Genomic DNA, 12,253 nt, shown 5'->3' on the forward strand with positions numbered 1-12,253 from the left:
GATCAGGCGTGCCCGGCGCGCTCCATCGCCCGCAGCTCGCGCTTGAGGTCTTGGACCTCGTCGCGCAGACGCGCCGCGAGTTCGAACTTCAGCTCCGACGCGGCTGCGAGCATCTGCGCGCTGAGGTCGCCGATCGTCGCCTCGAGCTGATCCGCGCCCTCGGCCGCGATCCCCTGGTGGCCCTTCGTGCTGAGCGATCGGGGGGTCGGCGCCTTGCCTTTCCCTCGCCCGGCCTCGCGCTTCGAGAGCATCTCGGCGGTGTCGGCACCTTCGCGCGCCAGCACCTCGGTGATGTCCGCGATGCGCTTGCGCAACGGGGTCGGATCGATTCCGTGCTCGAGGTTGTACGCGACCTGCTTCTCGCGGCGACGATCCGTCTCGTCGATCGCCTTGCGCATCGAGTCGGTGATCCGGTCGGCGTACATGTGCACCTCGCCGGACACGTTTCGAGCCGCGCGACCGATGGTCTGGATCAGGGATGTCCCGGACCGCAGGAACCCCTCTTTGTCGGCGTCGAGGATCGCCACGAGCGAGACCTCGGGCAAGTCGAGCCCCTCACGGAGCAGGTTGATGCCGACCAGGACGTCGTAGACACCGGCTCGCAACTCGGTCAACAACTCCACGCGACGGAGCGTGTCGACATCGGAGTGCAGGTAACGCACGCGCACGCCGTGCTCACCCAGGAAGTCCGTTAGCTCTTCCGACATCTTCTTCGTGAGGGTCGTCACCAGCACGCGCTCGTCGCGCTCGACGCGCAGCCGGATCTGCTCGAGCAGGTCATCGATCTGTCCCTTGGCGGGTTTGACGATGATCTGCGGATCGACGAGCCCCGTCGGACGGATGATCTGCTCGACGATGCCGTCCGCGATGCCCATCTCGTACCGACCCGGCGTCGCCGACAGGTACACCGTCTGGCCGACGCGGTTCTTGAACTCGTCCCACCGCAGGGGGCGATTGTCCATCGCGCTCGGGAGGCGGAAGCCATGGTCGACGAGGGTGCGCTTGCGTGAGGCATCCCCCTCGTACATCGCCCCGATCTGGGGAACGGTGACATGGGACTCGTCGATCACGACGAGAAAATCATCGGGGAAGAAGTCGAGCAGGCAGTGCGGTGCCTCTCCTGGCCCGCGGACGTCGATGTGCCGGGAGTAGTTCTCGATCCCGGAGCAGAAGCCGAGCTGCTGCATCATCTCGAGGTCGAACGTCGTGCGCATGCGCAACCGCTGGGCCTCCAGCAACTTGCCCTGACCCTCGAGCTCTTTCAGACGCTCCTCGAGCTCGGTCTCGATCGTGCCGATCGCGCGCTGCATGACGTCCGTTCCCGCGACATAGTGCGAAGCGGGAAAGATCGGGACGGCGTCCAGCTTCTCGAGGACATCGCCGGTCAGCGGATGCAGGCGGTACAGCGCCTCGATCTCGTCACCGAACAATTCGATGCGGATCGCATACTCCTCGTAGACCGGAATGATCTCGATCGTGTCACCCCGCACGCGGAAGTTGCCGCGCGAGAAGTCGACGTCATTGCGGTTGTACTGCATCGAGATGAACTTGCGGATCAGGGCATCGCGGTCGTAGCGCTCCCCCACCTGAAGCGCGACCATCGCGCGCAGATACTCCTCCGGGGCACCCAGACCATAGATGCAGGAGACCGTGGACACCACGACCACATCGCGCCGCGACAGCAGCGAGTTGGTCGTCGAGTGACGGAGCCGCTCGACCTCGGAGTTGATCGAGCTGTCTTTCTCGATGAACGTATCGGTCTGCGGAACGTACGCCTCGGGCTGGTAGTAGTCGTAGTACGAGACGAAATACTCGACGGCGTTGTTGGGCATGAGTTCGCGGAACTCGTTCGCCAACTGCGCGGCCAGGGTCTTGTTGTGCGCCAGGATCAGAGTCGGCCGCTGCACCTGCTCGATCAGCCACGCCGTTGTCGCCGACTTGCCCGTACCCGTTGCGCCGAGCAGCACGACGTCGGTCTCGCCCGCATTGATGCGCTGAGCGAGATCCGCGATGGCTGTGGGCTGGTCACCCGAGGGCTGGTACTCGCTGACGACCTCGAACGGCCGCACGCTGCGCGTGGTCTGCATGCTTCGAGCCTAAGCGGGGGCTCCGACACCGGCTCTGCTGTTCGCGCTCCGCGCACGCCGGAGAGGAGCGGCGGAATCAGGATGCGACGCTCAGCCGCTCCCAGAGGGCGTCCGTCTGCTCGAGTGTGTGCTCGATCGTGCCGGCCGTATCGATGACAACGTCGGCGATGGCGAGCCGCTCGTCGTCGGAGACCTGCGATGCGATGCGACGCGCGGCTTCGTCTGCTGTGAGGCCGCGCTCCGTGACCAAACGGGCGGCACGCACGTCCGCCGGTGCGTGCGCAACCACGACAAGGTCCCAGGGGTCGCCCGCCCGGGCTTCAGCAAGCAGTGGAACGTCGTAGACCACCACGCCGTCGGGATCCGCCTCGCGCGCCTCGGCGAAGCGTTCCTGGGATCGGATACGGACGGCGGGATGGACGATGCGGTTGAGTCGAGCGACAGCGGCATCGTCGCCGAACACGATGGCACCGAGCGCCGCGCGATCCAAAGATCCGTCAGACCGGATGACGTCGGTGCCGAACGTTTGTGCAATGTGCTCGAGCACTACGGATCCAGGAGCCTGAACCTCGCGCACGATGGCGTCGGCATCGACGATGACGGCACCGTGTTCGGCAAGACGACGGGCGATCGTCGACTTGCCCGCCGCGATGCCTCCCGTGAGTGCGATAAGGGGCATGGATCGAGCATGCCATGCCCGAAAGCGACGCGAGCACGCGACCCCGCAAACCTCAGGATCGGCTCAAGACGCGACCTGAAGACGACCCTGAGCGCGGACTGAGCCGCCCTTGAGACTCACCCCCTAACGTCATATCTGTCGCACCGAGCGGGTCGAAGATGAGGACCGCGAGCCGCGACAACGTACGAATAAACAGCACGAGAAAACGACGCGGGGGGCGTTGGATTCTCGGGCAGCAGTAAAGAGAAGAGCGAGAGCCGGGGGGATCTCGCTATTCGATACATCGGTGCCGGCGCCAGCCGTCCGACCACGTCGCTCGCGACCGCATGCCTCTGAGTCCTGACGGGTTCAGCACGCCATGCAACGACACACGTCTGGGGAGACGTCGAGCACAGGGACTGGACGGCGGCGGGCCCGTATGTACCAACTCGTCGCGCGCGAGACCACCCGAATCGGTCTCAGCCCGCGGCATCCACCCCTCGACAGTTAGGACACGAATGCCTGGGGAAGCATTCAGAAGAGTCTTCTGGGATATCATCACCGAAGTCAGCGCACCTTCCGTCACGCGTGCCTGGCCAGGAGGGGTGTTGGTGTCGAACTCGGGCGTCGCGGTGGTCATCGAGGACGACACGGACATACGCGTGCTGATCTCGCAGGTCCTCGAGCAGGCCGGATTTGTGGTGCACGCGGCATCCTCTGGCATGGACGGGATCGAGCTGGTTCGAGAGCACCAACCGGTCGTGACGACCCTCGATGTCAGCATGCCCGGAATCGACGGCTTCGAGACGGCCAAGCGGATTCGCGAGGTCAGCGACACCTACATCGTCATGCTCACCGCCCGTGCCGACGAGATCGACACGTTGCAGGGACTCCAGGCCGGGGCTGATGACTACGTCACGAAGCCTTTCCGCCCGCGAGAGCTCCGAGCCCGCATCGAGGCCATGATGCGGCGACCGCGCACCGCGGCACCGGCCACGGTCACCCCCATCGAGTCAGCGCCCTCCGCGGTGGCCGCGGCAGCAGCGGCGAACAGCACACCGACCGCTGCGTCGCAACAGGATGACTCCGACGGATGGTACGAGCACCGCGGTCTTCGCCTTCATCCCGAGATGCGCATCGCCATGGTCGACGGTGCAGAAGTCGAATTGACGCGCAGCGAGTTCGACATCATGGCGGACCTCCTCTCGGCCGGCCGCCGTGTCGTCGGCAAGGACGACCTCGCACTCATGCTCCGTGGCGAACGATACGCGGGCGGGAGCGGCTTCGTGAGCGAACACGATGTGCGCGCGATCGAGGTACACGTCGCGAACCTCCGGCGCAAGCTCGGCAAATCTGCGGCGAAGCCGCGCTGGATCGAGACGATCCGCGGCGTCGGCTACCGCCTGACATCTGCCTGATCACTATCGGCGCCTGAACTTGTTCGGCGCCTGAACTCGTTCGGCGTCTGAACTCGTTCCGTGCGGGCTCGGACTCAGACGGCGCCGGCGATCATCACGGAAGCATCCGGACTCGAAGCCGAGCGCACGGCCGCGTCGTTCGCCGCTGTCAACAGCGCCTCCGAGTCGTAGCCCGCGATGTCGCTGACAGCGATGCCCACACCGAGAACGGGAACCACCGACGTTCCGATCGACCCGAAGTCGTCCAGCAGACGACGGTGTATCCGGCTTGCGACGCGGCGCGCGTCCCCAATCGAGGACGGTTGCAGAGCGATGACGATGCCCGTCGATCCCGCGTGGCCGACGATCGCCGAGGTGGGCGCGTAGCGACGCGTACCGACCCGCCACGCGTGCGCGATGTCCTGCGCCTCGACGGTGCCGAAGGCGGTCGCGATCTGGGGCAGATCAACGAGTCGGACCGAGATCACAGCGATCCGCTCGCTGAATGCCGCGGCCCGGTGTGTCAGGTCGCCGAACAGCTTGGCGAACGACTCGTCGTCGTACAGCCCGTCGGAATCCAGGAGCAGGGTCGTGCTGTCGCCGCGCCCGCGCAGGCGTGCCTGCCCGGACCGAAGCACCGACATCGACACGACGGCCACGATCGTCAGGATGATGGTGAGGAACGACGTCGTGATCGATCCGAACCACGTCAGGAAGAATTCATCCGTCGGGCCTAGCAGCGCGAAGACGATGGAGCGTGCGACGTAGTACAGGCTCTGCGCGCCGAGCACGAGCGTCAGCGCGACCGTGGAGGCACTGCGCCCCATCGCCGCACGACGCGACTCGACCGCACCCAAGCCCGCCAGGACGGCGAGAGCGATGAACATCACGAGCGCTCCCGCCCAGTCCCCGCCGTCCGGTCCTGCGACGAGGGTCGCGATGAACGCCGCAGCGGCAGACCCCGCGACGATCCATGCGGAGACTTTCAACGAGCGACCGTTGTAACTGCGGGACCCCACCCATAGGCAGCCTGTTCCCACGACGAACGACGCGTTACCGATCGCGATGGCGAGTCCCGCCTCGCCCGAGGCGACCCAAGCCAGGTAGCAGAGGGTCGTCAGGATGGCCGCGATGAAGGCGAGCGACCAGATCCGACCGGCGCCCGTGTCGCGTCGCAGCACGGTGTCGAGGACGAACTGCACCCCCGCGACGACCACGACGACCGCCGTGCAGATCGAGATCGAGAACATGTCGAAGACCATCAGGCTTCTCCCCGCGGGTCGGTGGCGGGCAGTCGGACGATGAACGTCGCTCCCTCGCCGGCTCGTGTCTGGACGGTGATCTCGCCGCCGGAGGCGCGCACGATGTCTCGCGTGATGGCGAGCCCCAGCCCGCTTCCGTGCGTCGTCGTCTTGCGGACGGCATCCGCGCGGAAGAAGCGCTCGAACAGACGCGGCAGCTCCTGCTCGCTGATACCCGGGCCGTCGTCGCGGACGATGATCCAGGCGTGCAGGCCGTCGGAAGTGAGACCCACCTCGATGTGACCACCGTCGTCGTTGTACTTCACCGCGTTCGAGAGCAGATTGTCCATCACCTGACGGATACGGTGCGGATCCGCATACGCCATCGCGGGTTCGACGCCGGAAGCATCGATCGTGATGCGTCGCTCCCCCGCCGGAGGAATGACCGCCTCGATCGACGCCATCACCACCTCCGCCAGATCCGACATCTGCGGTGTGACGGTGAGGTCCACGCCCTGTCGGGACGCTGCGGACACGGTGAGGATGTCGGACACCAGTTCGAGCAGACGGGTCGCGTTGCGCTCGGCGACCTCGAGGCTTCGTCGTGCCGTCGGCGCGAGGGAATCTTCGTCCAGGGCGAGGTCGAGGTATCCGATGATGGACGTCAACGGCGTGCGCAGCTCGTGCGATACGGATGCCACGAGGTCTTCGCGCGCACGAAGGGCGAGCTCTTCCGTCGTCACGTCGCGAGAGATCACGATGGTGCCGGCATCCTGACCGTTGACGTCCTGGATGCGACGAGCGGTCATGCTCAGCGCGCGACGGGAGTCGTCACCCGGTTCGCCGTACCAGACCAGCTCGTTCTCGAAGAGTTCGCCGGCGCGGGCGCGAGCGAGCGGCATCTCGTCGGCGAGCAGGCGCGTAACGCCATCCGCTCCGAAAGCGGCAGCCTCGGCACCCTTGGACCTCGCGCGCTGAAGCCGAGCGTGGGCCTCGTTCGTGACGGCGAGCGAACCGTCCGGTGAGATGCGGATCACACCGAAGTCGACGGCATCCAACGCATCCGTCACGATGTCTTCCTGGCGCCGAGCGCGCTCGACCGAACGTTCGAGGTTGCGTGTCTGTTTGTCGAGCAGCTCGCGCTGCGCCCCGGAGCGGCGGGCTGCCAGGTACGCGATGGTTGCGACGGCTGCCACCGATATGGGCAGCAGGAGAGAAGTGGCGGTCAGCCCCTGGCCCGGGCTGATCGCGATCAGCACCCAGAAGAAAAGTGAGACGCTGACGACCGCCAGCACCGTCCCGACGACCCCGTACATGTAAGCGATCCACATCGCGGGGAATGCCCACAATATCCCCAGCCCCGAGTCGGGCGAGGCGTATCTGAGGATGGCGATCGCAACGATGTCTGCAGCGGGAATGGCGACGCTCACGACCGGCGCGAGCCGGTTCCAGGGAACGATGAGTGCGACTCCCGTTGTCGCGAACACAATGGCGATGCCGATGAGGAAAGCGTCGAGGTTTTGCGCCTGGCCGAGAGCGAGGATCACGAGGGCCCCGATCAAGACGATGCTGCCGAGCAGAACCTGATTCTGCAGCACCGTGCGTTCGCGGACACTGTCGTTGATGCGTGAGCGCCGCGCGAGTGCGGCGTCGGAGGTCATTGCTGAAACTTACCGCGCCGGCGGCCGCCGAAGTGCGAGCCACGCAGACCGCTACCCCCGCTTCGGCGCAACGGAATCCCTCGGATCTGGCATACCCGACGTGTCCTGCATTTCGTACTGGGCCACCAGCTCACGTTCCCGGGCATGCGGGGGAAGGAAGAACGCCACCAGACACGCGCCGAGCGCGATCGCGATGGCGCCGACGAGGTAGGCCGCGAGAGCGCCCGAGACCAGGCTGTGACTCGCCGCGGCGAGAATCTCCGTCTTGTACTGCGGGTACTGATCGGCGACGTGCAGGGCCGAGGCGAAGGATGCCTGGAGCGCCCGCGTGACGCTGTCGCTGATCTGCGAGGCCTCGGAACTCGCGGCGATCGAACGCGCGAAAGCAGCCGCGAAGCCGCTCGCCAGAATCGCGCCGAGCAGGGCCTGCATGATGGAGCCGCCGAGGTCGCGTTGCAGATCGGAGGTCGCAGAGGCCATGCCCACGCGACGGACGGGCGTGCTCTCGGTCAGAGCGCGTGAGGCGGGCGTCATCGCGAACGCGGCTCCCGCACCGATGACGAGGAACCCGAATCCGATCAGCGGGTACGGCGTCTGTTCACGCCAGAAGAGCATGGTCACAAATCCGACGAACACGAGCGCGTAACCGACGAGCATCGTCACCCGAGAGCCGTGCGAGGTGACGAGGCGCGCCGAGATCGGGGCGATCGCCAGCAGACCGACGGCCGCGGGAACAACCGCGAGCCCGGCCGCGAGGGTGTTGTATCCGAGGATGTTCTGCAGAAACTGCTGACCGACGAACATCGCCCCCATGAGCGAGCCGAACACGATCGTGCCCGCGGCGGCCGGCACCCAGAAGAGGCGCCGCCGCGCGACGCGCAGATCGTAGAGCGGATGCTTCGTCACGGCCTGACGCCACCCGAACAGCACCAGCAGAACCAGCGCCGCGACGAGCAGGACCGCGCCGGTGAGCACCTGACCGGGCGCGAAGACCATGCTGATGCCGAGCACGAGCGCGGCGATGGCGAGAGTTGCGAGCACCCCGCCGCGATGGTCGACCGGGTCGCTGGATTCCTTCACGTGAGCGGGCACGAGGATGACGACGAGTACGAGCGCCACGGCCGCGAACGGCAGAGCGAGCAGGAAAGCCGACCCCCACCAGAAGATCTGCAGGAGAAGACCCGCGAGCACCGAGCCGACGACCGTGGCCATGGCGCTGACGCTCGACCAGAGGGCGATGGCGCCGGTGCGTTTCGGACCGTTGGCCCACAGCGCCGTGATGAGCGAAAGTGTCGTCGGGTACGCCATCCCCGCGGCGATCCCCGTGAAGATGCGGGCGACGATCAGGAGCTCGACAGAGGGCGCGAAGGCCGAAAAGAGACTCGCCACGAGCGTGAGCGCAAGCCCCAGCATCAGCAGCTGTTTCCGGCCGTAGCGGTCCGCCAAGGCCCCCAGGTAGAGCACGGACATCGCGAGCCCGAGCGAACACCCGAGCGCCACGAGATTCAGGGATGTCTGACCGGCACCGAACGCGTCACCGATGTCCGGCAGCGCGATGTTTGCTGCCGCGAGGTTGATGTTGCATACCAGCGCCGCCAGAATCAGCGCGGCGAGCACCAACGGTGCGCGCCGGGGGGTGTCCGCATCCGGAGAAGCGGGGGCGGACGGCGGTACGGCATCGGTCATGGCATCACGTTATCGCCCGCCCGCTGCCGGCATCGCGCACACGTGTCGCGTATACAGGTTGCATGAGTGCACAATCAGCCCCCGCATCCGATTCCCGTCCTCTCGCTCTTGTGACGGGCGCCTCGGGCGGCATCGGCGGTGCGATCGTGCGGGACCTCACACGCACGCACCGTGTGATCGCCGTCGGACGGGACGTCGATGCGCTGACGCGGCTGGCCTCCGAGACCGGAACCGAAACACAGGTCGTGGAATTGACCGATGCCGCGGCGGTCGAGCGGCTGGCGGCCCGACTGGATCGTCTCGATGTTCTCGTGCACGCCGCCGCAATCGCCGACGTTCGGTCGGTCGAACAGGCGACGGAGGACGACTGGGAACGACAGCTGCGTATCAACGTCATATCGCCCGCGCTGCTCACTCGGGCGACGCTGCCGCTCATTCGTCGCGCCCAGGGCACGGTCATCTTCATCGGGTCGGGATCGGGCACGCGACCATCGGCCGGCAGCGCGATCTACACCGCCTCGAAGTTCGCCCTCCGCGCGATCGCCGATGTGCTGCGCCTGGACGAGCAAGAGCACCGCGTCCGCGTCGTGACGGTCGCGCCGGGACCGACGGATACCGCCATGCAGCGCACCATGGTGGCAGAGGCCGGCGGCACGTACGACCCCGAGGTTTACATCCGGCCGGAGTCTGTCGCCCGCGAAGTGCGGCACGTCGTGGACGCACCGGCCGATGTGCAGATCACGGATGTCGCGGTGCGGCCCCGCGTCGAGGTGCGCCGGGGCTGAAGCGAACGCCGCAGGCGTTTCGACTCGGCCCTTGGGGCCTCGCTCAACGACCACAGGGGCCGAGGCCCGAAGGCCCCGACCCCTGTCGGTTGTTGCGAAATCGCGGCTTAGCGGCCGGCGAGCTTCTCGCGAAGAGCCGCGAGCGACTCGTCGTCAGCAAGCGTACCTGCTCCGGCCGACTCGCTCGAGAACGACGACGACGCGGATGCCTCGGGCGCCGCAGCCTCGGCCTCGGCGGCCTTGGCGACGAGAGCCTTGTGGTGCTCCCAGCGAGCCTGGGCAGCGGCGTACTCCTGCTCCCATGCTTCGCGGGCGGCGTCGAAGCCTTCCTTCCACGCCTGCGTCTCGACGTCGAAGCCCTCGGGGTACTTGTACTCGCCGTTCTCGTCGTACTCGGTCGCCATACCGTACAGAGCCGGGTCGAACTCGGTACCGAACGGGTCGATCGAGTCGTTGGCCTGCTTGAGCGAGAGCGAGATGCGGCGACGCTCGAGGTCGATGTCGATGACCTTGACGAATACCTCTTCGCCGACCGAGACAACCTGCTCGGCGAGCTCGACGTGCTTGCCCGACAGCTCAGAGATGTGCACGAGGCCCTCGATGCCGTCCGCGACGCGAACGAACGCACCGAACGGAACGAGCTTGGTGACCTTACCCGGCGCGACCTGACCGATCGCGTGGGTGCGGGCGAATACCTGCCACGGGTCTTCCTGCGTCGCCTTGAGCGACAGAGAGACGCGCTCACGGTCGAGATCGACCTCGAGGATCTCTACGGTGACCTCCTGGCCGACCTCGACAACCTCGCTGGCGTGCTCGATGTGCTTCCACGACAGCTCCGAGACGTGCACGAGGCCGTCCACGCCACCGAGGTCGACGAACGCACCGAAGTTGACGATCGACGAGACGACGCCCTTGCGGACCTGACCCTTGTGCAGCGCGTTGAGGAAGTTCGTGCGCGACTCCGATTGCGTCTGCTCGAGCAGCGCGCGGCGGCTCAGAACGACGTTGTTGCGGTTCTTGTCGAGCTCGAGGATCTTCGCTTCGATCTCCTGGCCGAGGAACGGCGTGAGGTCACGGACGCGACGCAGGTCGATGAGCGAGGCGGGCAGGAAGCCGCGGAGTCCGATGTCGACGATCAGACCGCCCTTGACGACCTCGATCACCTGACCGGTGACGACACCGTCGTTCTCCTTGATCTTCTCAACGTCGCCCCAGGCACGCTCGTACTGAGCGCGCTTCTTGGACAGGATGAGGCGTCCCTCTTTGTCCTCTTTCTGGAGAACAAGAGCCTCGACAGCGTCGCCGAGCTTGACGACCTCATTGGGGTCGACGTCGTGCTTGATGGAAAGTTCGCGCGAGGGGATGACACCCTCGGTCTTGTACCCGACGTCGAGGAGGACCTCGTCGCGGTCGATCTTCACGACGGTGCCTTCGATGAGGTCTCCGTCGTTGAAGAACTTGAGGGTCTTCTCGACCGCGGCCAGGAAGTCTTCAGCAGATCCGATGTCGTTGATCGCGACCTGCTTGGGAGCCGTGGCGGTCGTTGCGGTAGTCATGTAGTGGGTTGTCCTTGTTGGTTGTATGGTCGGGCTCCGACCCTGATCCCAACGCCATATGGACGAACGGATGCCCGGGGCCGGGCGAAGCGGATTTCTTGTTGCCGCGCATGCGCGGCGAGAACGTCACAGAAGTGACAGTCAAGGGTATCAGAACGCCGCCGTCGCCCGCAGTGTGCCCGCTCTTCGTCTAGAGACGTATCCCGGGCCAGCCGAGATTGCCGGTGCCGAGCAGCAGCACGAAGACTCCCACGAGCACGAGGACCACCGACATCACGGCTCCGGAATCGCGCTCGATCCAATCCTGGAATCGTTCCATCCGGGCGCGCACACCTCCGCGCGCAACGGAGAACAGCACCGTGATGCCCGCGACGGTGGACACGGAGGCGGCCACGAAGACCGCCAACATGATCACCAGGACCCAGAGGGGCGGGTCCTCGTGGCGGACGCGTGTTGCCGCGGCGGCGGTGAGCAGAAGCGCCTCGGGATGGATGGCGAAGCTGGCCCCGAGCGCGACGGTCAGCGTCGGCGTGAGGTTGCGTACACCGCGCACCAGAGGCGACGAGCGCGGCGGCGAGGTGCGACGCCGCACGATCTGGATGATTCCGAGCACCACCATGAGCACACCGGCGACGATCTCGAGCCAGCCGATCAACGTCTCGTCGCCGAACTTCGGCAGGCGCACGGCGTGCAGCACACCCGCGAACAGTCCGACGATCACGAGCAGAGCGGCCGCGTAACCGATCGTGATGAGCCATCCCGGACGTGAAGCACCGGCGGAGAGGACGACGATGATCGTTGTGACGATCGGAATCGTCGTGAAGGCCACGGTCAAACCGAGCGCGATGAGCACCAGCCATTCGGCCACCGTCGCGCTCCTTCCCGGGTCTCAGGGTCACGTCGAGAGACAGGCCCTCGGCAAGTGTGCCAGGACGACGGCGGATCAGGCGCGCTCGACGTCCACCCAGGCCATCATGTCCTGACGCACGCGCCTCGGATCGACACCTGCACGGGGGGCCAACTCGGCGATGTACTCGGCGACGAGCGCCGTGGCTGCAGCTCGCGTGATGCGCGCCGTTCCGGCGTATCGAGTCCGCAGCACCGAAACGACCCAGGCGACGTGCTCGGGCCGGATCGTCACGCCGCGTCCCAATGCGCCCGCCACAGCGGCTCGTGCCCGTT

Annotated in this window: 10 protein-coding genes; 2 read left to right on the plus strand and 8 right to left on the minus strand. The window is 66.3% G+C overall.

Features of this window, described 5'->3' with window-relative positions:
- Positions 1-2 precede the first annotated feature (2 nt).
- Both uvrB and coaE read right to left on the minus strand, forming a co-directional pair.
- Positions 3-2,087 (minus strand): excinuclease ABC subunit UvrB, encoded by a 2,085-nt coding sequence (gene uvrB, locus MIC448_RS05960; RefSeq protein WP_036297335.1) that lies wholly within the window; start codon positions 2,085-2,087, stop codon positions 3-5.
- A gap of 76 nt (positions 2,088-2,163) precedes the next feature.
- Positions 2,164-2,766 carry a dephospho-CoA kinase gene (coaE, locus tag MIC448_RS05965; protein ID WP_036297337.1) on the minus strand — a complete coding sequence of 201 codons (603 nt, stop codon included), beginning with the start codon at positions 2,764-2,766 and terminating at the stop codon, positions 2,164-2,166.
- A 590-nt stretch (positions 2,767-3,356) separates the two neighbouring features.
- Between coaE and MIC448_RS05970 the strand changes: the two genes are divergently transcribed.
- Positions 3,357-4,163 (plus strand): response regulator transcription factor, encoded by an 807-nt coding sequence (locus MIC448_RS05970; protein WP_036297348.1) that lies wholly within the window; start codon positions 3,357-3,359, stop codon positions 4,161-4,163.
- 74 nt (positions 4,164-4,237) lie between these two features.
- Here MIC448_RS05970 and MIC448_RS05975 read toward each other — a convergent pair whose 3' ends face one another.
- From MIC448_RS05975 to MIC448_RS05985, 3 genes are read right to left on the minus strand one after another with little or no spacing between them, the layout of a single operon-like run.
- Complete coding sequence (locus tag MIC448_RS05975) at positions 4,238-5,404, minus strand: hypothetical protein (protein ID WP_036297339.1); 1,167 nt, start codon at positions 5,402-5,404, stop codon at positions 4,238-4,240.
- On the minus strand, positions 5,404-7,044 hold the full coding sequence (locus MIC448_RS05980; protein ID WP_051513228.1) for a cell wall metabolism sensor histidine kinase WalK: 1,641 nt from the start codon (positions 7,042-7,044) through the stop codon (positions 5,404-5,406). The genes MIC448_RS05975 and MIC448_RS05980 overlap by 1 nt, the downstream gene beginning before the upstream one ends.
- A 51-nt stretch (positions 7,045-7,095) precedes the next feature.
- Positions 7,096-8,730 (minus strand): MFS transporter, encoded by a 1,635-nt coding sequence (locus tag MIC448_RS05985; RefSeq protein ID WP_051513230.1) that lies wholly within the window; start codon positions 8,728-8,730, stop codon positions 7,096-7,098.
- 62 nt (positions 8,731-8,792) lie between these two features.
- Here MIC448_RS05985 and MIC448_RS05990 point away from each other — a divergent pair, with 62 nt between their 5' ends.
- Positions 8,793-9,515 (plus strand): SDR family oxidoreductase, encoded by a 723-nt coding sequence (locus MIC448_RS05990; protein WP_051513232.1) that lies wholly within the window; start codon positions 8,793-8,795, stop codon positions 9,513-9,515.
- Positions 9,516-9,622: 107 nt separating this feature from the next.
- Here MIC448_RS05990 and rpsA read toward each other — a convergent pair whose 3' ends face one another.
- The 3 genes from rpsA to MIC448_RS06005 all read right to left on the minus strand — a co-directional run.
- Complete coding sequence (gene rpsA / locus MIC448_RS05995) at positions 9,623-11,071, minus strand: 30S ribosomal protein S1 (protein ID WP_036297343.1); 1,449 nt, start codon at positions 11,069-11,071, stop codon at positions 9,623-9,625.
- A 190-nt stretch (positions 11,072-11,261) separates the two neighbouring features.
- Entirely contained in the window at positions 11,262-11,939 is a 678-nt protein-coding gene (locus MIC448_RS06000) for a GAP family protein (protein ID WP_036297344.1), read from the minus strand.
- Between the two features lie 75 nt (positions 11,940-12,014).
- On the minus strand, positions 12,015-12,253 hold a 239-nt coding region (locus MIC448_RS06005; protein WP_207875925.1), incomplete at its 5' end, for a hypothetical protein.

Source organism: Microbacterium sp. C448 (genome assembly GCF_000582705.2).
In the GTDB taxonomy this organism is placed as follows: domain Bacteria; phylum Actinomycetota; class Actinomycetes; order Actinomycetales; family Microbacteriaceae; genus Microbacterium; species Microbacterium lacus_A.